Origin of the sequence: Paenibacillus oryzisoli (genome assembly GCF_050467285.1) — a bacterium.
Classification (GTDB): Bacteria; Bacillota; Bacilli; order Paenibacillales; family NBRC-103111; genus Paenibacillus_E; species Paenibacillus_E oryzisoli_A.
This window is the reverse complement of the sequence record NZ_JBCMUN010000030.1, coordinates 23,101-42,756: the sequence shown is the minus strand read 5'-3', so window position 1 is coordinate 42,756 and position 19,656 is coordinate 23,101. Positions and strand designations below refer to the sequence as shown.

The following is a 19,656-nucleotide window of genomic DNA, read 5'->3' as shown; positions in this document are numbered from 1 at the left end:
TATTACCAAACGTAGCAGATAACCTCTCCGCCAGCTTTGGATTGACGAGCTTCTTTATCCGTCATAACTCCTTGAGATGTGGAGATGATGGCAATCCCTAGTCCGCCCAAAACACGAGGGATTTCTTGTGCTTTTGTGTACACGCGCAGGCCTGGTTTCGAAATTCTTTTCAAACCAGAGATAACACGCTCATTGTTCGAACCATATTTCAGGAACAAACGAATGATACCTTGCTTGCTGTCTTGAACATATTCAGCGTCACGGATAAATCCCTCTTTTTTGAGGATTTCAGCGATTTCCTTCTTCACTTTGGATGCAGGAATTTCAACTGTTTCATGACGAACGATATTCGCGTTACGAATGCGAGTAAGCATATCTGCAATTGGATCTGACATGACCATTTGTGTAAACCTCCTTCCCGAAAATAGGGTGATTACCAGCTTGCCTTCTTAACGCCAGGAATCTGACCTTTATGTGCTAATTCGCGGAAACAAATCCGACAAATTTTGAACTTACGCAGAACGGAATGCGGACGCCCGCAGCGCTCACAACGTGTGTATGCTTGCACTTTAAACTTCGGGGCACGCTGTTGCTTGATTTTCATCGAAGTTTTTGCCACTTAATATAACACCTCCTGATAGGTACGACTAGGAACCTATTTTACGAAAGGCGCTCCGAGTTGTGTTAAAAGCTCGCGAGCTTCTTCGTCGGACTTAGCCGTTGTTACGATAACGATATCCATACCACGAACTTTATCAACTTTGTCATACTCGATCTCTGGGAAGATGAGCTGCTCTTTCAAACCAAGTGTGTAGTTCCCGCGGCCGTCAAACGCTTTGTTAGAAATACCACGGAAGTCACGTACGCGTGGAAGCGATACGTTGAACAATTTATCCAAGAAGTGATACATGCGCTCGCCGCGAAGTGTTACTTTAACACCGATCGGCATGTTCTCACGCAGTTTGAAACCTGCGATCGCTTTTTTGGATCTTGTTACTACCGGTTTTTGACCTGCGATTTTTTGAAGATCTTCTACTGCAGTGTCAAGTACTTTGGAGTTCGAAACGGCTTCACCAACACCCATGTTGATGACAACTTTCTCGATTTTAGGTACTTGCATTACGGTTGTGTAGTTGAACTTTTGAATTAAAGCAGGTGTAATTTCGTTCAGGTAACGATCTTTCAATCTTGCTGCCATGATTCATTGGCCTCCTTTCCATGCTTGTTGTATTAGTCGATAACTTCGCCGGATTTTTTCGCAACGCGAACTTTTGTCCCGTTATCCAATACTTTGTATCCTACGCGAGTAGGTTTGCCGCTCTTAGGGTCAATCAGCATCACGTTGGAAACGTGGATTGCTGCTTCTTGAGTCAAGATGCCGCCTTGTGGGTTTTGTTGAGATGGCTTCGCATGTTTCTTAACCATGTTTACACCTTCTACAAGCACACGGTTTTGACGAGGATAAGCTGCGATAACGCGGCCTTTCTTACCTTTGTCTTTACCAGTGATAACAAAAACTACGTCGTCTTTCTTCACGTGCAATTTATTGTTGTGAGATTCGAGTCTCTTTTTTGTTCTTGGCACTAGCTTTACACCTCCTGGGGTTTTCCGAATGGAAAACGAGCATCACTGTTCTTAGATAACTTCTGGAGCCAAGGATACGATCTTCATGAAGTCTCTGTCACGAAGTTCGCGAGCAACTGGTCCGAAGATACGAGTACCACGTGGGCTTTTATCTTCTTTCACGATAACCGCTGCGTTCTCATCGAAAGAGATGTAAGATCCGTCTTTACGGCGAGCACCGCTCTTCGTACGAACGATAACGGCTTTCACAACGTCACCTTTTTTGACAACGCCACCTGGTGTTGCTTCTTTTACAGAGCATACGATCAGATCACCAATGTGACCAACGCGACGTCCAGTACCACCCAATACGCGGATGCACATCAATTGTTTCGCACCGGAGTTGTCAGCGACAGCCAAACGAGTAAATGGTTGAATCATCGTATTCCCTCCTTTCGGGGTTCATGTCTTAAGTTATTAGATCACAACTGCCACTTCGAGAACTTCAACCAGTCTCCAAGATTTCTCTTTGGACAACGGTCTAGTTTCAGCGATTTTTACGGTGTCGCCGATTTTAGCTTGGTTGTTCTCGTCATGCGCTTTGAACTTTTTCGTATATTTGATTCTCTTGTGATAGAGATCGTGTTTTTTGTAAGTTTCAATAGCAACAACGATGGTTTTATCCATTTTATCGCTGACAACTTTACCGATCAGAACCTTACGATCATTACGTTCAGCCATGTAAGGAATCCTCCCTTCTAATATGGTTATCTAATTAGCCAATCCCCAATTCTCTTTCACGCAAAATAGTCTTGGCACGAGCGATCTCTTTACGCAAGTCACGAATTTGAGTCGGGTTGTCCAACTGACCAGTAGCTAATTGAAAACGGAGGTTGAAGAGTTCTTCTTTAAAACCATTAACTTTTTGCTCGATTTCAGCAGTGGTTAAGTTCCGGAATTCACTACCCTTCATTTGCTTCACCGCCTACTTCTTCTCTTTTCACGAACTTCGTTTTGATTGGAAGCTTGTGAGCAGCAAGACGCATTGCTTCGCGAGCAACTTCTTCGCTGACACCAGCAAGTTCAAACAAAATTTTGCCCGGTTTAACTACGGAAACCCATTTCTCTACGCTACCTTTACCGCTACCCATACGAACCTCAAGAGGTTTTTGCGTAATAGGTTTAGCAGGGAAGATTTTGATCCATACTTTACCGCCACGTTTGATGTAACGTGTCATCGCGATACGAGCTGCTTCGATTTGACGGTTGGTTACCCAAGCCGGTTCAGTTGCCTGCAAACCGAATTCGCCAAAAGCCACTTCTGTGCCGCCTTTCGCGCGCCCTTTCATGTTACCACGGTGTTCTTTACGGTGCTTTACACGTTTAGGTACTAACATGATTTAGTTTCCTCCTTCCGGCTGAGCCTTTTTCTTAGCTGTCGGAAGCACTTCTCCACGATAGATCCATACTTTCACACCAATACGTCCGTACGTAGTGTGTGCTTCTGCTGTACCGTAGTCGATATCTGCACGAAGCGTATGAAGTGGAACCGTTCCTTCGCTATATCCTTCCGTACGAGCGATCTCAGCGCCGCCAAGACGTCCGCTAGTTGCGATTTTGATACCTTTTGCTCCGGATCTCATCGTTCTTTGCATAGCTTGCTTCATTGCACGGCGGAAAGATACGCGGCGCTCAAGTTGAAGAGCTACAGACTCAGCTACGAGGATAGCATCCAGATCAGGGCTTTTAATTTCGGAGATGTTGATATGGACTTTCTTGTTCGACATTGCAGCGATGTAGTTACGAATAACTTCAACTTCCGCTCCGCCTTTACCAATAACCATACCAGGTTTAGCAGTATGAATCGTTACGTTCACACGGTTAGCCGCGCGTTCGATATCGATGTGGGAAACTGCCGAATCTTTAAGTTTATTTTTTAAGTATTCGCGGATTTTGACATCTTCAAGCAGCAGAGTTCCGAAATCTTTTTCTGCGAACCATTTGGACTCCCAATCACGAATGACACCAATTCTAAAACCTACCGGGTTTACCTTCTGACCCACACGTTATCCCTCCTTATTTCTCAGATACCACGATTGTAATGTGGCTTGTGCGTTTTCTGATCGCGCTAGCGCGGCCCATTGCACGTTGATGGAATCTTTTCATTGTTGGCCCTTGGTTGACGAAAGTCTCGGACACAACAAGGTTATTTGGATCTAGTGAATAGTTATGCTCTGCATTGGCAATTGCGGAGTTCAAGAGTTTCTCCAGAATAGGAGAAGCTGCCTTCGGTGTATGACGCAGAATCGCGATCGCTTCACCTACCGCTTTTCCCCGAATCAAGTCTACAACTAACTTTGCTTTACGAGGAGCAATCCGAGCGTGGTTCAATACTGCTTTAGCTTGCATGGTAGTACCTCCTCTCGGTTAAAAATTAACGTTTTCCGGTTTTCTTATCGTCATCGTGACCTTTGTACGTACGTGTTGGAGCAAACTCACCGAGTTTATGTCCAACCATATCTTCCGTTACGTAAACTGGCACGTGTTTTCTTCCGTCATAAACTCCGAAAGTGTGACCAACGAATTGCGGGTAGATTGTAGAACGACGGGACCACGTTTTAACAACGACTTTCTTGTTAGAAGTGTTCAAGTCTTCTACTTTTTTCAGTAAGTGTCCATCAATAAAAGGACCTTTCTTTAAGCTGCGACCCATGGGTGTTCCTCCCTTCTTTGAACCTCAAGAGAATTCATATGACCGGTATTACTTCGTACGACGACGTACAATGTATTTATCGGAAGCTTTACCTTTTTTACGCGTTTTGTAACCAAGTGTCGGTTTGCCCCATGGAGACATAGGAGACTTACGACCGATTGGAGCGCGGCCTTCACCACCACCGTGTGGGTGATCATTCGGGTTCATTACGACACCACGAACTTGTGGACGATTGCCTTTCCAACGATTACGTCCTGCTTTACCGATTTTCACGAGCTCGTGATCTTCGTTACCAACAGAACCGATTGTTGCGCGGCAAACTTTCAGCACTTTACGAACTTCACCGGAAGAAAGACGGATCGTTACGTAAGTTTCTTCTTTACCGAGCAATTGAGCTTCAGTACCGGCAGCACGAACCAATTGTCCGCCTTTACCGGGCTTCAACTCGATGTTGTGGATAACTGTACCCACTGGGATGTTTTCCAAAGGAAGAGCATTACCGATTTTGATGTCCGCATCCGCACCGGATACGATACGATCGTCAACTTTCAAACCTTTAGGAGCGATGATGTATCTTTTCTCACCATCAGCATAGTGAATCAATGCGATGTTAGCGGAACGGTTAGGATCGTACTCGATTGTAGCAACGCGTCCTGGTATTCCATCTTTCGTACGCTTAAAGTCGATGATACGATATTTACGCTTGTGACCACCACCGTGGTGACGAACCGTAATCTTACCTTGGTTGTTACGACCAGCTGTTTTGCTTAAAGGAGCAAGCAAAGATTTCTCCGGTGTTGATGTTGTGATTTCTTCAAAAGTAGAAACCGACATCGAACGTCTCGCTGGAGAGGTTGGTTTATATTTTTTTACTGGCACTCGGATTCCCTCCTTACTTCAAAAATGTGTTTTATACCGTTTCAAAGAATTCCAGTTCTTTGCTGTCCGCGCTCAGGGACACGATTGCTTTCTTCCATTCGGAAGTGTAGCCAAAGTGACGACCGTAACGTTTAGGCTTAGCCGGCATTCTGAGTGTATTTACATTTGTAACCTTCACTTTAAAGATTGCTTCGATAGCTTGCTTAATTTCTGTTTTGTTAGCGCGAAGATCCACTTCGAAAACATACTTTTTGTTAACCATCAGGTCGCTTGTACGTTCAGTGATGATCGGGCGCTTGATAATGTCGCGTGGATTTTTCATTGTGCAAGCACCTCCTCAACTTTCTGTACAGCTTCTTGCGTGATGATCAATTTGTCATGCAGCATGACATCAAGAACATTCACACCATTAGCAGCAACGAATTTCACGCCTGGGATGTTGCGAGCGGACAAAGCAACGTTGGAGTCGCTATCTACGCCTACAACCAATACTTTGCGGTCTACTTTCAGGTTGTTCAGAATTGCAACGAACTCTTTCGTTTTCGGAGCATTCAATTGAAGCTGATCCAGAACGATCAGATTGTTGTCGATAACTTTCGAAGACAACGCGGATTTGATTGCTAAGCGACGAACTTTTCTTGGCAATTTAAAACCGTAACTGCGCGGAGTCGGTCCAAATACAGTACCGCCACCTTTCCATTGTGGAGCACGAATGGAACCTTGACGAGCACGGCCAGTTCCTTTTTGTTTCCAAGGTTTACGGCCACCGCCGCGAACTTCAGAACGACCTTTAGTTTTATGAGTACCTTGACGTACAGCAGCTTGTTGCAGAAGAACTGCTTCATGCATCGCGTGAACGTGAGGCTCAATTCCGAAAACAACGTCAGACAGTTCAACTTCTCCTACCTGAGCACCTGTTACATTATATAAAGCTACTTTTGGCATCTGTCTTCCTCCTTCCTTACTTTTTAACAGCAGATTTCACGCTAACATAGCTGTTTTTAGGACCAGGAATGGAACCTTTAACTAGCAATACGTTACGCTCAGCATCTACTTTAAGAATTTGAAGATTTTGCAATGTGACTGTTTCATTACCCATTTGACCTGGCAGGTTTTTACCTTTAGGTACGCGGTTCGCTTGAATGGAACCCATCGAACCTGGACCGCGGTGATAGCGGGAACCGTGCGCCATAGGGCCTGTGGATTGATTATGTCTTTTGATGTTACCTTGGAACCCTTTACCTTTGGAAGTACCCGTTACATCAACGAATTCGCCCTCTGCGAACAGATCTGCTTTCAGTTCTTGACCCACTTCATAGTCACCCAACTGAATGCCACGAATTTCCTTAACGTAGCGCTTAGGCGTTGCCCCTGCTTTTTTCGCATGGCCAAGCTCCGGTTTAATGATTCTGCTAGCTTTAACATCCTCAAAACCGATTTGGATCGACTCATAACCGTCGTTATCCACATCTTTCTTTTGCAAAACCACACATGGTCCTGCTTGAATGACTGTTACCGGAACTACGTTACCTTCCGCAGTAAACACTTGTGTCATCCCAAGTTTTTTTCCTAAGATACCTTTCATCGTTGACACCTCTTTTCCTTCCTAAACGTTCGTTTCTATAATAGTTTTACAGTTTGATCTCGATGTCAACGCCAGACGGCAAGTCCAGACGCATCAAAGCATCAACTGTTTGTGGTGTTGGATTCACAATATCGATCAGACGCTTATGCGTACGCATTTCGAATTGTTCACGCGAATCCTTGTACTTGTGCACCGCACGAAGAATCGTGATGATTTGCTTCTCAGTTGGAAGCGGAATCGGACCGGATACACCTGCACCGGAACGCTTGGCAGTTTCCACGATTTTCTCAGCAGATTGATCAATAATTCTGTGATCATACGCCTTCAAACGGATACGAATTTTTTGCTTTGCCATTTAAAGTCCCTCCTTCTATCGCCCAATTTAGTATCGGACATACTCCGTGAAAATTCTCCAACCACCTTACCCATGGCAAAGGGTCCGGGTGTGTCGGCAACCTTTCACATCATCGCAACGTCACAGACCAACGTTTAATATTATATAAAAAATAAATACGAATAGCAAGTGAAATCTTAGGCATTTATCATCTTTTTTAATATCGCCACATTTGCAGCGTTTCTGCCTCGATTTAGGATCGTCGCTCATTCGCACAGTTCCTTCATTATAATAGATGAAACTCGGAATCTCCAGTAGTAGGTGTTTCCATGTTGATGGACAAGAACTAACGACGACACAGCAGCCGCGGCTGCAAACAAAAAACCATCCACCGATTTCTCGATGGATGGTTCTGCATCTCTCGAAAGAGAGATTATTTTTGGATTGTAGCAACCGCGCCCGCACCAACTGTACGTCCGCCTTCACGAATCGCGAAGCGAGTACCTTCTTCAATCGCGATTGGAGCGATCAGCTCAACAGTAACCGTGATGTTGTCGCCTGGCATTACCATCTCTGTACCTTCTGGAAGGGAGATGATGCCCGTTACGTCAGTTGTACGGAAGTAGAACTGTGGACGGTAACCAGTGAAGAAAGGCTTGTGACGGCCACCCTCTTCTTTAGTCAGAACGTAGATTTGAGCTGTAAAGTTCGTGTGTGGTTTAACGGAACCTGGTTTCGCCAAAACTTGTCCACGCTCGATGTCTTTACGGTCAACACCACGAAGCAATGCACCGATGTTGTCGCCTGCTTGAGCGGAGTCAAGCAATTTACGGAACATCTCTACGCCTGTTACAACGCATTTACGAGTTTCTTCCGCGATACCTACGATTTCAACTTCGTCTTGTACTTTAACAGTACCACGCTCTACACGGCCTGTAGCAACTGTACCACGACCAGTGATGGAGAATACGTCCTCGACAGGCATAAGGAAAGGCTTGTCAGTTTGACGCTCTGGAGTTGGGATGTAAGTGTCAACTTGCTCGAACAACTCAACGATTTTGTCAGCCCAAGGACCATCTGGGTTTTGCAGAGCTTCACGAGCTGCACCACGGATGATTGGCGTGTCATCGCCTGGGAATTCATATTCGTTAAGAAGGTCGCGAACTTCCATCTCAACCAGTTCAAGCAACTCGTCATCTTCAACCATGTCGCATTTGTTCAGGAATACGACGATGTAAGGTACGCCTACTTGACGGGACAACAGGATGTGCTCACGCGTTTGCGGCATAGGGCCGTCAGCTGCGGATACAACCAGGATAGCGCCGTCCATTTGAGCAGCACCAGTGATCATGTTTTTAACATAGTCAGCATGTCCTGGGCAGTCTACGTGTGCGTAGTGACGGTTAGGAGTTTCGTACTCAACGTGAGCTGTGGAGATTGTGATACCGCGCTCGCGCTCTTCTGGAGCTTTATCGATTTGGTCGAATGCTACTGCAGCACCGCCATAACGTTTGGACAATACTGTTGTGATCGCAGCAGTCAAAGTTGTTTTACCGTGGTCAACGTGACCGATAGTACCGATGTTAACATGCGGTTTATTACGTTCAAATTTAGCCTTTGCCATTTTAAACGATTCCTCCTTAGAGTGACTATTAGTTTATATTAAGCGCCTTTGCCTTTTGCAATAATTTCTTCTGCAATCGACTTAGGTACTTCTTCATAATGGGAAAGTTCCATGGAGTAAACACCACGGCCTTGTGTTCTCGAACGAAGTGTTGTGGAGTAACCAAACATTTCGGACAAAGGCACTTTAGCACGGATGATTTGTGCGCCATGACGGTTATCCATACCTTCGATGCGTCCACGACGGGAGTTAAGGTCACCCATAACATCGCCCATGTACTCTTCTGGTACAGTAACTTCAACCTTCATGATTGGCTCAAGAAGAACCGGCTTACATTTTTCCTTAGCTGCTTTAAGCGCCATGGAACCTGCGATTTTGAACGCCATTTCGTTGGAGTCAACATCGTGGTAGGAACCATCGACAACTGTAGCTTTGATGTCAACGAGAGGGAATCCAGCAAGAACCCCGTTCTTCATTGACTCTTCGATACCAGCTTGGATTGGAGCGATATATTCTCTTGGAATCGAACCGCCCACGATTTTGCTTTCGAACGTGAAGCCAGCGCCTGCTTCTTGTGGTTCGAACTCAACCCAACAATGTCCGTATTGACCACGGCCACCGGATTGGCGAACGAACTTACCTTCAACTTTAGCAGCTGCACGGAAAGTTTCGCGGTAAGCAACTTGCGGTTTACCAACATTCGTTTCAACTTTGAATTCACGAAGCATACGGTCTACGAGGATCTCAAGGTGAAGCTCACCCATACCTGCGATGATCGTTTGGCCTGTTTCTTCATCCGTCGAAGCACGGAAGGTTGGATCTTCCTCGGAAAGTTTTTGCAAGGCGATACCCATTTTATCTTGGTCCGCTTTCGTCTTCGGCTCAACAGCAAGCTGAATAACCGGTTCAGGGAAGTTCATGGACTCCAGAATAACTGGGTTTTTCTCATCGCACAGTGTATCGCCTGTTGTTGTATCTTTCAGACCAACGGCAGCCGCGATGTCACCGGAATATACAATGCTGATTTCTTGACGGCTGTTCGCATGCATTTGCAGGATACGACCAACGCGCTCACGTTTACCTTTAGTCGCATTCACGACATAGGAACCGGAGTTCAAGACACCAGAGTACACGCGGAAGAACGTTAAGCGACCAACGAAAGGATCTGTCATGATTTTGAACGCAAGTGCCGAGAACGGTTGGTCATCAGCAGACTTACGAGTCACTTCAGTTCCGTCGTCAAGTGTACCTTTAATGTCCGGTACATCAATTGGAGCTGGCAGGTAATCGATAACCGCATCCAGCATCAATTGAACGCCTTTGTTTCTGTAAGAAGAACCAGCGATAACTGGGAAGATTTTAACCTCGCAGACACCTTTACGAAGTGCTGCTTTGATTTCAGCAACAGTCAGTTCTTCACCTTCGAGATATTTCATTGTAAGCTCTTCATCAAGCTCAGCAACTTTCTCTACAAGTTCCAAACGCAGTTCTGCTACTTTATCTTTGAACTCAGCAGGGATTTCCACTTTCTCGATATCTTTGCCAAGATCGTCTTTGTACATATATGCAACTTCTTCAACCAGGTCAATGATGCCTTTGAAATCACTCTCAGCACCGATTGGAAGTTGAATAGCGACTGCATTTGCACCTAGTTTATCACGCATGGATTGAACAACTTGCAGGAAGTCTGCACCGATGATATCCATTTTGTTAACATAAGCAATACGTGGAACGTGGTATTTATCAGCTTGTCTCCAAACTGTCTCGGATTGAGGTTCAACGCCCTCTTTCGCACTAAATACACCTACTGCTCCGTCCAACACGCGAAGGGAACGCTCTACTTCTACAGTAAAGTCAACGTGCCCCGGGGTATCGATGATGTTGATGCGGTGACCATTCCATTGCGCAGTTGTAGCGGCGGAAGTAATCGTGATTCCGCGCTCTTGCTCCTGCTCCATCCAGTCCATCGTAGCTGCACCTTCGTGCACTTCCCCGATTTTATGAACTTTACCAGTGTAGTACAAGATACGCTCTGTCGTTGTCGTTTTACCAGCATCAATGTGAGCCATGATCCCGATATTACGCGTGTTTGCTAAGGAGAACTCTCTAGCCATAGGTCGGTATTTCTCCTTTCATTAATTCGATCAATATTCTACCAACGATAGTGCGCAAACGCTTTGTTCGCTTCAGCCATTTTGTGCGTATCTTCACGTTTCTTAACGGAAGCGCCTGTGCTGTTGCTTGCGTCGATAATCTCGTATGCCAATCTTTCTTCCATTGTCTTCTCACCGCGAAGACGGGAATAGTTGACCAACCAACGAAGACCAAGAGTCGTACGACGCTCTGGTTTCACTTCGATAGGCACTTGATAGTTCGCACCACCTACACGGCGAGCTTTAACTTCAAGAACTGGCATGATGTTTTTGATAGCAGCTTCGAACACTTCCATAGGCTCTTTTCCTGTACGGTCTTTCACCAGGTTAAAAGCGTTATATAGAATGGACTGAGCTACCCCTCTTTTTCCATCGATCATAATACGATTGATCAGACGAGTAACAAGTTTGCTATTGTAAATCGGATCTGGCAATACGTCTCTGCGAGTAACTGGACCTTTACGAGGCATAGTTATCCCCCTTTCTTTCAAGAATCATTCGTATTTGGTATAGCTTATTTTTTAACTTTCGGACGTTTTGTACCGTATTTAGAACGAGCTTGTTTACGGTTATTAACACCGGATGTATCAAGCGCGCCGCGAACGATATGATAACGTACCCCTGGAAGGTCTTTTACCCTTCCGCCACGGATCATAACAACGCTATGCTCTTGCAAGTTGTGACCGATACCTGGAATGTATGCAGTCACCTCAATACGGTTCGTCAAACGAACACGAGCATATTTACGAAGTGCGGAGTTTGGCTTCTTAGGAGTCATTGTACCTACACGCGTGCAGACACCACGTTTTTGAGGAGCGCTCAAATCCGTTGCCTCTCTTTTCAAAGCATTAAACCCTTTTTGCAAAGCTGGTGATTTGGATTTATCCACCTTAGCTTGGCGACCTTTACGTACTAATTGGTTAATTGTTGGCATTTCGTTACCTCCTCCCTACAGTCATAACATAATGTGCTTTTTTTGCAAGCCCACAGATCCAGGCGAGTCATAAATGAGCAAAGAGAAAGTCTTTGCTATGGACGGCCGAGCAAATCGCTAGAATTCACCAAAACCAATTCCACGAACAAAAACATCGTAAGCTTTTATTCATTTACAACAGCTGCTACCGCAGCTCCAACTTCAATTCCACATGCCTTACCTAGCATCTTCATAGAATCTACGTAGGTTACAGGTATTCCCTTCTGCGAGCAGAGGTTCACCAGATTTATCGTCAATCGCGGATCTGCATCTCTCGATACGACGACTGTGAGCGCCTTGCCTTGCTCGACAATCTTCGTTACCTTCTTCGTACCCACCTTAACATTCTTCGCCTGTTTGACGATATCGTACGACATTCAGGCCCCCCCTTCAAAGAAAGGAAAGAATAGTGACTTAGGCACACTACGATATATTAGCATTTTGGCACACCCCATGTCAAGGCGCTGGAGCTTGTATTTTCCGAATTCACATAAAGTTAAAAAAAAGAGAGGCGGCACACCTCAATCTGTGGCCGCCTCCTGCGATTCCGCCGCGCAATTACTCGACAGCAACCGTCTCTTTTTCTACACCTTCATCCGTTTCGATAACTTCGTTCGGATTCGTGATGCGAATGTTGCGGTATCTTGGCATCCCCGTACCTGCCGGGATCAATTTACCGATGATAACATTCTCTTTCAGACCTAACAACTGATCGACTTTACCTTTGATCGCAGCGTCAGTCAAGACACGAGTTGTCTCTTGGAACGATGCCGCGGACAAGAAGGAATCTGTCTCCAGGGATGCTTTCGTGATCCCGAGAAGGATCGGTCTAGCAACCGCTGGCTCAGCGTCAGCGAACAGAGCAACCTTATTGGCTGCTTCATATTCATGAATATCAACGAAGGAGCCTGGCAGCAATGTCGTGTCGCCCGCATCCACGATACGGATTTTACGCAACATTTGACGCACCATAACTTCGATATGCTTATCGTTAATTTCTACCCCTTGGTTACGGTATACGCGCTGTACTTCTTGCAGAATGTAGTTCTGCACGCCGCGAATACCTTTAATACGGAGCATTTCTTTTGGATCGATCGAACCGTCAGTCAACTCGTCGCCCGCCTCAACCTGCTGGTTCAAGGCAACACGAACACGCGAGCCATATGGAACGGCATATACTTTGGATTCCGCTTCGCCTTGCACTTCGATCTCGCGGCGATCCTTCGCCTCGCGAATTTCCTTCACGACGCCGTCGATTTCGGAAATGATCGCTTGACCTTTCGGATTACGCGCTTCGAAAAGCTCTTGAATCCGCGGCAAACCTTGCGTAATATCGTCACCGGCAACGCCCCCGGTATGGAAGGTACGCATCGTAAGCTGCGTTCCTGGCTCACCGATGGATTGTGCCGCGATAATACCAACCGCTTCCCCAATCTCAACGAACTGCCCAGTCGCCAAGTTACGGCCGTAACATTTTTTACATACCCCATGGTTCGTACGGCAGCTAAGTACGGAGCGAATTTGCAGACGCTCAATACCAGCCGAGATAATCGCATCCGCGATGTCGGATTCGATCAATTCGTTACGGTTAACGATGACTTCACCCGTTTGTGGATGACGAACCGTTTCAAACGCGTAACGGCCTTCAATACGGTCGTACAGGTCCTCAATGACCTCTTTACCGTCTTGAATTTTGCTCACCATGAAGCCTTTATCCGTACCGCAATCGTCCTCGCGAACGATAACGTCCTGCGCAACGTCGACAAGACGACGCGTCAAGTAACCGGAATCCGCTGTACGCAGCGCCGTATCGGCAAGACCTTTACGCGCACCGTGCGTGGAAATAAAGTATTCCAAGATCGTCAAGCCTTCACGGAAGTTCGATTTGATCGGCAACTCCATAATTTTACCGGATGGATTCGCCATCAGACCCCGCATACCGCCAAGCTGTGTAATCTGCGATTTGTTACCCCGCGCTTTGGACTCAACCATCATCGCAATGGAGTTGTACTTATCGAGGGATTTCATCAGGATATCCGTGATTTCGTCCTTCGCTTTACTCCAGATCGCAATGACACGGTCATAGCGCTCTTCATCCGTAATCAAACCACGGCGGTATTGGTTCGTAACGACGCGGACTTTCTCTTCGCAATCTTTGAGAATACCAGCCTTCTCTGTAGGCACGACAACGTCTGCGACCGCAACCGTAATCCCCGCTTTGGTGGAGTAGGTGAAGCCAAGCTCTTTAATTTTATCCAAAATCATCGACGTTTGCGTCGTGTGATATTTACGGAAACATTCGGCAATGATCGAACCGAGATATTCTTTACCTACTGCTTTGTTCTCAGGGCGCTCCGCCATAATCGCGCGCAGATCGGCACCTTTCTCAAACACAAAGTGGGAGTCCGGAATACCGTTCAACAGGTTCGTTTTTGTTGGCTCATTAATGAATGGGAAATCAGCAGGATAGATCTCGTTCATAATGATTTTGCCAATCGTCGTAATCAGCATCGCGTTTTGTTGTTTCTCCGTGAAGCTCGTTTTATTCAACGCTCTTGCAGGGATGGCAACACGTGCATGCAGTGCCATTTTACCCGATTGGTAGGAAGAAACTGCTTCGTGTACAGTTCGAATAATGGAACCTGCACCTTTAGCGAATTTGTTGTCCGTTGTTAAATAGAAGCTTCCGAGAACCATATCCTGGGAAGGCGTAACAACCGGCTTACCGTCTTTCGGGTTCAAAATGTTGCCGGATGCCAACATCAGCAAACGAGCTTCTGCTTGCGCTTCGGATGACAACGGTACGTGCACCGCCATTTGGTCACCGTCGAAGTCAGCGTTGTACGCTGTACATACGAGCGGGTGAAGCTTAATGGCGCGGCCTTCGACCAGAATCGGTTCGAACGCCTGGATACCGAGTCTATGCAATGTGGGGGCACGGTTCAGAAGAACTGGATGCTCCTTAATGACTTCTTCGAGTACATCCCAGACATCCGGGCTTACGCGCTCAACTTTACGTTTCGCACTCTTGATGTTGTGGGCGAGACCTTTATTCACAAGCTCTTTCATGACGAAAGGCTTGAAGAGTTCAAGTGCCATTTCCTTCGGAAGACCGCATTGGTACATCTTCAGGTTAGGACCTACGACGATAACGGAACGACCGGAATAGTCAACCCGTTTACCGAGCAAGTTCTGACGGAAACGCCCTTGTTTCCCTTTCAGCATATGGCTGAGGGATTTCAACGGACGGTTACCCGGGCCTGTAACCGGACGGCCGCGACGGCCGTTGTCGATCAGCGCATCGACTGCTTCCTGGAGCATGCGCTTCTCGTTCTGCACGATAATGTCAGGCGCGCCGAGATCGAGCAATCTTTTGAGACGATTGTTGCGGTTAATCACGCGGCGGTACAAATCGTTAAGGTCGGACGTTGCAAAACGACCGCCATCCAACTGTACCATCGGGCGAAGCTCCGGTGGAATAACCGGCAGGACGTCAAGCACCATCCAGCTAGGCAAGTTTTTGGAGTTACGGAATGCTTCCATAACTTCCAAACGCTTGATCGCACGGTTGCGGCGTTGGCCTTGCGCAGTTTTCAATTCTTCCTTGAGCGTGTCGACTTCGCGTTCGATGTCGATGTCAACGAGAAGCTTTTTGACAGCTTCCGCACCCATGCCGGCTTGGAACGCATACCCGTATTTCTCACGGTAGCTGCGGTATTCCTTTTCCGACAAGAGCTGTTTCTTCTCCAAAGGCGTATCGCCTGGATCCGTGACAACATAGGACGCAAAGTAGATGATCTCCTCGAGCGATCTTGGAGACATATCCAGTGCGAGACCCATGCGGCTCGGGATGCCTTTGAAGTACCAGATGTGAGACACAGGGGCAGCAAGCTCAATGTGCCCCATACGTTCACGGCGTACCTTTTGACGGGTTACTTCAACGCCACAACGGTCACAAACGACGCCTTTATAGCGCACGCGTTTGTACTTACCGCAATGACATTCCCAATCTTTCGTAGGTCCGAAGATCTTTTCGCAGAAAAGACCTTCTTTCTCAGGTTTTAAGGTTCTGTAGTTAATCGTTTCCGGCTTCTTTACTTCCCCACGGGACCAAGAGCGAATTTTATCGGGTGATGCCAATCCGATTTTCATAAACTCGAAGTTGTTAACGTCCATCAAGGAGCAACCCTCCTTTAAGAATTTAAAACCACGTTGCCGTGTTTCGTTCTCGATCTATTGCGGTGCTTATCTTAATCGTTGACGCCGAGCTCGGTGCCTTCGATATTCAGGTTTAATTTGTCGCTGGTGATGTCGTCGTCATCGTCCGCTTCGCGCATTTCGATCTCTTCTTCGTCGCCGGACAGGATCTTAACGTCCATACCCAAACTTTGAAGCTCTTTGATCAAAACTTTGAAGGATTCCGGAACGCCCGGTTCTGGCACGTTCTCGCCTTTCACGATGGATTCGTACGTTTTGACACGTCCTACAACGTCATCGGACTTCACTGTAAGAATTTCCTGGAGCGTGTACGCTGCGCCGTAGGCCTCGAGGGCCCAAACTTCCATCTCCCCGAAACGCTGACCGCCGAACTGTGCTTTACCGCCCAGTGGCTGCTGTGTAACGAGAGAGTAAGGACCGGTGGAGCGAGCATGAATTTTATCGTCAACCATGTGCGCCAGTTTGATCATGTACATAACGCCAACGGTAACTTCACGTTCGAACGACTCACCTGTACGGCCATCGTACAGAACCGTTTTACCGTTACGCTGCATGCCAGCTTCTTCCATCGCATCAAACACGTCATACTCACGCGCGCCGTCAAATACCGGCGTAGCGGCATGAATGCCGAGGTAACGGGAAGCCATGCCCAAGTGAACTTCAAGCACTTGACCGATGTTCATCCGGGAAGGAACCCCCAGTGGGTTAAGGACAACCTCGACCGGCGTACCATCCGGCATGAACGGCATATCTTCTTCAGGCAAAATACGGGCGACGACCCCTTTGTTGCCGTGACGTCCCGCCATTTTATCGCCTTCGGAAATCTTACGCTTCTGAGCGATGTACACACGGACGAGTTGGTTTACGCCTGGAGGCAGCTCATCGCCGTTCTCACGCGTAAATACTTTCACGTCGACAACGATACCATCCGTACCGTGCGGTACGCGCAGGGACGTATCACGAACTTCACGAGCCTTCTCACCGAAGATCGCGTGGAGCAATCTTTCTTCAGCTGTCAGCTCGGTAACACCCTTCGGCGTTACTTTACCGACGAGAATGTCGCCGGCGCCGATCTCGGCACCAACGCGAATAATACCGCGCTCGTCAAGGTTCTTCAGCGCATCTTCCCCAACGTTCGGGATGTCGCGTGTGATTTCTTCCGGTCCAAGCTTCGTATCACGCGCTTCGGACTCGTATTCCTCGATGTGAATGGACGTATAGACATCCTCTTTCACAAGCTTTTGGCTCAGCAAGATCGCATCCTCGTAGTTGTAACCTTCCCATGTCATGAAGGCAACGACCACGTTGCGGCCCAACGCCAATTCGCCTTGTTCTGTGGACGGTCCATCAGCCAAAATATCACCGGCTTTAATCAACTGCCCCTTCTTCACGATCGGACGTTGGTTAATGCACGTACCTTGGTTGGAACGCATGAACTTGTGAAGCTTATATTTCACCAGGTTGCCGCTCACCAGCTTGCCATCGACCATCTCTTGACGACGAAGCCAGATTTCGTTGGCAGCAGCCTTTTCGATAATTCCATCAAATTTGGAGACAATACATACTCCCGAGTCCTTCGCAACCTTATGCTCCATACCCGTACCGACAAGAGGGGCTTTCGGAATCAAAAGCGGAACCGCTTGACGCTGCATGTTGGAACCCATGAGCGCACGGTTGGAGTCATCGTTCTCGAGGAACGGAATCAGCGCTGTCGCCACGGAAACAACCTGCTTCGGCGAAACGTCCATGTAGTCGACACGTTCTACCGGCAGCGTTAAGTTGTCATCTTTGTAACGAACGATAATCGCATCTTCAACAAATTTGTTGTCTTCGGTGAGTTCCGCGTTCGCTTGCGCGATAACGTAGTTATCCTCTTCGTCGGCAGTCAAATACGCGATTTGATCCGTAACAACACCTGTCTTCGGATCAACCCAGCGATAAGGCGCTTCAATGAAGCCATACTCATTAATGCGGGCAAACGTCGACAAGGAGTTGATCAGACCAATGTTCGGTCCCTCAGGGGTCTCAATCGGACACATACGGCCATAGTGAGAGTGATGGACGTCCCGAACTTCCATGCCTGCGCGCTCTCTCGTCAAACCGCCCGGTCCGAGTGCGGACAGACGACGTTTGTGCGTGAGCTCGGCAAGCGGATTTGTTTGGTCCATAAATTGCGACAATTGGGAGCTTCCGAAGAACTCTTTAATAGACGCAATAACCGGACGAATGTTGATCAACGCTTGCGGTGTAATTACGTTGGCATCTTGAATGGACATCCGCTCGCGAACGACGCGCTCCATCCGGGAAAGACCGATACGGAATTGATTTTGCAACAATTCGCCAACAGAACGCAGACGACGGTTGCCCAAGTGGTCAATATCATCCGTATTGCCAATGCCGTGCAGCAAGTTGATAAAATAGTTAATGGACGAAATGATGTCGGCTGGCGTGATGTTCTTAACTGTCTTATCAATGACACCGTTAGAAATGACTTTAACGATCTTACCGTCTTCGAGTGGCGAGTATACGTTAATGCATTGAACCGGGATCGTATCGGCGCCGGTAACGCCTTTTGGAATCGAGAATTCCTTGTTTCCTGCCCCTTTTTCAATAAAAGGAAGGATTTCGTCGAGCACGCGGCGATCCAGCAATTGGCCGGCTTCCGCGATAATTTCGCCCGTCTCGTTATCCACCAGCGTTTCCGCAAGGCGTTGGTTGAACAAGCGATTCTTGATATGCAGCTTTTTGTTGATTTTGTAACGGCCGACATTGGCCAGATCGTAACGTTTTGGATCAAAGAAGCGCGCCACGAGCAAGCTTCTTGCGTTCTCGAGTGTCGGCGGCTCGCCTGGACGAAGACGCTCGTAGATCTCGATCAACGCTTTTTCCGTGGAATCGGTGTTATCTTTGTCGAGCGTGTTGCGAATATATTCATTGTCGCCGAGCAAATCTATAATCTCAGCATCCGTGCCAAAACCTAAAGAACGCAGCAAGACCGTAACCGGAATTTTACGCGTACGATCAATACGGACATAAATGATGTCCTTCGCATCGGTCTCCAATTCCAACCAAGCACCACGGTTCGGGATAACCGTCGCGGTGTAAGTTTTCTTGCCGTTTTTATCCACTTTCGTGCTATAATAAACGCTGGGAGAACGAACGAGCTGGGAGACGATTACACGCTCCGCGCCGTTAATAATGAATGTTCCCGTATCGGTCATGATAGGGAAATCCCCCATGAACACCTCTTGCTCCTTGACCTCTCCGGTTTCCTTATTAATCAAACGGACTTTGACTCTTAATGGCGCCGCATACGTTACATCGCGTTCTTTGGATTCATCGACCGAGTACTTAGGATCGCCTAAGCTATAGTCAATAAACTCCAGTACCAGGTTTCCTGTGAAATCCTGAATCGGGGAGATGTCTTGAAACATCTCACGAAGCCCCTCTTCCAAAAACCATTCGTACGATTTTTGCTGAATTTCAATCAGGTTTGGAATGCCCAGCACCTCATTAATTCGTGCATAAGTCCTGCGTTTACGTCGTCCAAATTGAACAAGATGTCCCGCCAACTTTCATTCACCCCTCAACTCTACTCAATAAATAAAAAAAGA

23 protein-coding genes are annotated in these 19,656 nt (G+C 47.2%); all 23 read right to left on the bottom strand.

Annotated elements, in window-relative coordinates:
* Positions 1 to 2: 2 nt before the first annotated feature.
* A complete protein-coding gene (rpsH, locus tag ABE504_RS31285; RefSeq protein ID WP_126144085.1) occupies positions 3 to 401 on the bottom strand; it encodes a 30S ribosomal protein S8 in 399 nt (132 codons plus the stop codon).
* A 32-nt stretch (positions 402 to 433) separates the two neighbouring features.
* Positions 434 to 619, bottom strand: coding sequence for a type Z 30S ribosomal protein S14 (locus ABE504_RS31280; protein WP_126144086.1), 186 nt, complete (start codon positions 617 to 619; stop codon positions 434 to 436).
* Positions 620 to 655: 36 nt separating this feature from the next.
* Positions 656 to 1,198, bottom strand: coding sequence for a 50S ribosomal protein L5 (rplE, locus tag ABE504_RS31275; RefSeq protein ID WP_430096484.1), 543 nt, complete (start codon positions 1,196 to 1,198; stop codon positions 656 to 658).
* A gap of 32 nt (positions 1,199 to 1,230) precedes the next feature.
* Positions 1,231 to 1,584, bottom strand: a complete 354-nt coding sequence (gene rplX / locus ABE504_RS31270; protein ID WP_430096482.1) for a 50S ribosomal protein L24 — start codon at positions 1,582 to 1,584, stop codon at positions 1,231 to 1,233.
* A 51-nt stretch (positions 1,585 to 1,635) separates the two neighbouring features.
* A complete protein-coding gene (gene rplN / locus ABE504_RS31265) occupies positions 1,636 to 2,004 on the bottom strand; it encodes a 50S ribosomal protein L14 (RefSeq protein WP_028557485.1) in 369 nt (122 codons plus the stop codon).
* A gap of 36 nt (positions 2,005 to 2,040) precedes the next feature.
* On the bottom strand, positions 2,041 to 2,304 hold the full coding sequence (rpsQ, locus tag ABE504_RS31260) for a 30S ribosomal protein S17 (RefSeq protein ID WP_430096480.1): 264 nt from the start codon (positions 2,302 to 2,304) through the stop codon (positions 2,041 to 2,043).
* A gap of 34 nt (positions 2,305 to 2,338) precedes the next feature.
* Positions 2,339 to 2,536: a 50S ribosomal protein L29 gene (rpmC, locus tag ABE504_RS31255; RefSeq protein ID WP_028557487.1), complete on the bottom strand. Its 198-nt coding sequence runs from the start codon at positions 2,534 to 2,536 to the stop codon at positions 2,339 to 2,341.
* Entirely contained in the window at positions 2,526 to 2,960 is a 435-nt protein-coding gene (gene rplP / locus ABE504_RS31250) for a 50S ribosomal protein L16 (protein ID WP_126144089.1), read from the bottom strand. Before rplP ends, rpmC begins: the two co-directional genes overlap by 11 nt.
* 3 nt (positions 2,961 to 2,963) lie before the next feature.
* Complete coding sequence (gene rpsC, locus ABE504_RS31245; protein ID WP_126144090.1) at positions 2,964 to 3,626, bottom strand: 30S ribosomal protein S3; 663 nt, start codon at positions 3,624 to 3,626, stop codon at positions 2,964 to 2,966.
* Between the two features lie 13 nt (positions 3,627 to 3,639).
* Positions 3,640 to 3,972: a 50S ribosomal protein L22 gene (rplV, locus tag ABE504_RS31240; RefSeq protein ID WP_126144091.1), complete on the bottom strand. Its 333-nt coding sequence runs from the start codon at positions 3,970 to 3,972 to the stop codon at positions 3,640 to 3,642.
* 25 nt (positions 3,973 to 3,997) lie between these two features.
* Positions 3,998 to 4,276 (bottom strand): 30S ribosomal protein S19, encoded by a 279-nt coding sequence (gene rpsS, locus ABE504_RS31235; RefSeq protein ID WP_430096478.1) that lies wholly within the window; start codon positions 4,274 to 4,276, stop codon positions 3,998 to 4,000.
* Between the two features lie 48 nt (positions 4,277 to 4,324).
* Complete coding sequence (gene rplB, locus ABE504_RS31230; protein WP_430096476.1) at positions 4,325 to 5,155, bottom strand: 50S ribosomal protein L2; 831 nt, start codon at positions 5,153 to 5,155, stop codon at positions 4,325 to 4,327.
* Positions 5,156 to 5,186: 31 nt separating this feature from the next.
* Positions 5,187 to 5,477, bottom strand: coding sequence for a 50S ribosomal protein L23 (gene rplW, locus ABE504_RS31225; RefSeq protein WP_126144094.1), 291 nt, complete (start codon positions 5,475 to 5,477; stop codon positions 5,187 to 5,189).
* The gene (gene rplD, locus ABE504_RS31220) at positions 5,474 to 6,100 is read right to left on the bottom strand and encodes a 50S ribosomal protein L4 (protein WP_430096474.1); all 627 of its coding nucleotides are present in this window, start codon (positions 6,098 to 6,100) and stop codon (positions 5,474 to 5,476) included. Before rplD ends, rplW begins: the two co-directional genes overlap by 4 nt.
* A 16-nt stretch (positions 6,101 to 6,116) precedes the next feature.
* Positions 6,117 to 6,740, bottom strand: coding sequence for a 50S ribosomal protein L3 (gene rplC / locus ABE504_RS31215; protein WP_430096472.1), 624 nt, complete (start codon positions 6,738 to 6,740; stop codon positions 6,117 to 6,119).
* 46 nt (positions 6,741 to 6,786) lie between these two features.
* The gene (gene rpsJ / locus ABE504_RS31210) at positions 6,787 to 7,095 is read right to left on the bottom strand and encodes a 30S ribosomal protein S10 (RefSeq protein WP_028557496.1); all 309 of its coding nucleotides are present in this window, start codon (positions 7,093 to 7,095) and stop codon (positions 6,787 to 6,789) included.
* A 412-nt stretch (positions 7,096 to 7,507) separates the two neighbouring features.
* A complete protein-coding gene (tuf, locus tag ABE504_RS31205; RefSeq protein WP_430096470.1) occupies positions 7,508 to 8,698 on the bottom strand; it encodes an elongation factor Tu in 1,191 nt (396 codons plus the stop codon).
* 38 nt (positions 8,699 to 8,736) lie between these two features.
* Complete coding sequence (fusA, locus tag ABE504_RS31200; RefSeq protein ID WP_430096468.1) at positions 8,737 to 10,812, bottom strand: elongation factor G; 2,076 nt, start codon at positions 10,810 to 10,812, stop codon at positions 8,737 to 8,739.
* A gap of 38 nt (positions 10,813 to 10,850) precedes the next feature.
* Positions 10,851 to 11,321 carry a 30S ribosomal protein S7 gene (gene rpsG / locus ABE504_RS31195; protein ID WP_430096466.1) on the bottom strand — a complete coding sequence of 157 codons (471 nt, stop codon included), beginning with the start codon at positions 11,319 to 11,321 and terminating at the stop codon, positions 10,851 to 10,853.
* Positions 11,322 to 11,365: 44 nt separating this feature from the next.
* Complete coding sequence (rpsL, locus tag ABE504_RS31190) at positions 11,366 to 11,785, bottom strand: 30S ribosomal protein S12 (RefSeq protein WP_126144104.1); 420 nt, start codon at positions 11,783 to 11,785, stop codon at positions 11,366 to 11,368.
* Positions 11,786 to 11,949: 164 nt separating this feature from the next.
* A complete protein-coding gene (locus ABE504_RS31185) occupies positions 11,950 to 12,201 on the bottom strand; it encodes a ribosomal L7Ae/L30e/S12e/Gadd45 family protein (RefSeq protein WP_430096465.1) in 252 nt (83 codons plus the stop codon).
* 181 nt (positions 12,202 to 12,382) lie between these two features.
* Positions 12,383 to 16,003 (bottom strand): DNA-directed RNA polymerase subunit beta', encoded by a 3,621-nt coding sequence (gene rpoC / locus ABE504_RS31180; RefSeq protein WP_430096463.1) that lies wholly within the window; start codon positions 16,001 to 16,003, stop codon positions 12,383 to 12,385.
* A 71-nt stretch (positions 16,004 to 16,074) separates the two neighbouring features.
* Entirely contained in the window at positions 16,075 to 19,614 is a 3,540-nt protein-coding gene (gene rpoB, locus ABE504_RS31175; RefSeq protein ID WP_430096461.1) for a DNA-directed RNA polymerase subunit beta, read from the bottom strand.
* Positions 19,615 to 19,656 lie beyond the last annotated feature (42 nt).

Bases quoted from the DNA above. Each gene is read 5' to 3' on its own strand.
- rpsL (WP_126144104.1), bottom strand. From the start codon at position 11,785: ATGCCAACAATTAACCAATTAGTACGTAAAGGTCGCCAAGCTAAGGTG.
- rplV (WP_126144091.1), bottom strand. From the start codon at position 3,972: ATGCAAGCTAAAGCAGTATTGAACCACGCTCGGATTGCTCCTCGTAAA.
- rplE (WP_430096484.1), bottom strand. From the start codon at position 1,198: ATGGCAGCAAGATTGAAAGATCGTTACCTGAACGAAATTACACCTGCT.
- rpmC (WP_028557487.1), bottom strand. From the start codon at position 2,536: ATGAAGGGTAGTGAATTCCGGAACTTAACCACTGCTGAAATCGAGCAA.
- ABE504_RS31185 (WP_430096465.1), bottom strand. From the start codon at position 12,201: ATGTCGTACGATATCGTCAAACAGGCGAAGAATGTTAAGGTGGGTACG.
- rpsG (WP_430096466.1), bottom strand. From the start codon at position 11,321: ATGCCTCGTAAAGGTCCAGTTACTCGCAGAGACGTATTGCCAGATCCG.
- rpsS (WP_430096478.1), bottom strand. From the start codon at position 4,276: ATGGGTCGCAGCTTAAAGAAAGGTCCTTTTATTGATGGACACTTACTG.
- rplP (WP_126144089.1), bottom strand. From the start codon at position 2,960: ATGTTAGTACCTAAACGTGTAAAGCACCGTAAAGAACACCGTGGTAAC.
- rpsH (WP_126144085.1), bottom strand. From the start codon at position 401: ATGGTCATGTCAGATCCAATTGCAGATATGCTTACTCGCATTCGTAAC.
- rplN (WP_028557485.1), bottom strand. From the start codon at position 2,004: ATGATTCAACCATTTACTCGTTTGGCTGTCGCTGACAACTCCGGTGCG.
- tuf (WP_430096470.1), bottom strand. From the start codon at position 8,698: ATGGCAAAGGCTAAATTTGAACGTAATAAACCGCATGTTAACATCGGT.
- rplC (WP_430096472.1), bottom strand. From the start codon at position 6,740: ATGAAAGGTATCTTAGGAAAAAAACTTGGGATGACACAAGTGTTTACT.
- rpsJ (WP_028557496.1), bottom strand. From the start codon at position 7,095: ATGGCAAAGCAAAAAATTCGTATCCGTTTGAAGGCGTATGATCACAGA.
- fusA (WP_430096468.1), bottom strand. From the start codon at position 10,812: ATGGCTAGAGAGTTCTCCTTAGCAAACACGCGTAATATCGGGATCATG.
- rplW (WP_126144094.1), bottom strand. From the start codon at position 5,477: ATGAAAAATCCACGCGACATTATCAAGCGCCCGATCATCACTGAACGT.
- rpsQ (WP_430096480.1), bottom strand. From the start codon at position 2,304: ATGGCTGAACGTAATGATCGTAAGGTTCTGATCGGTAAAGTTGTCAGC.
- rplD (WP_430096474.1), bottom strand. From the start codon at position 6,100: ATGCCAAAAGTAGCTTTATATAATGTAACAGGTGCTCAGGTAGGAGAA.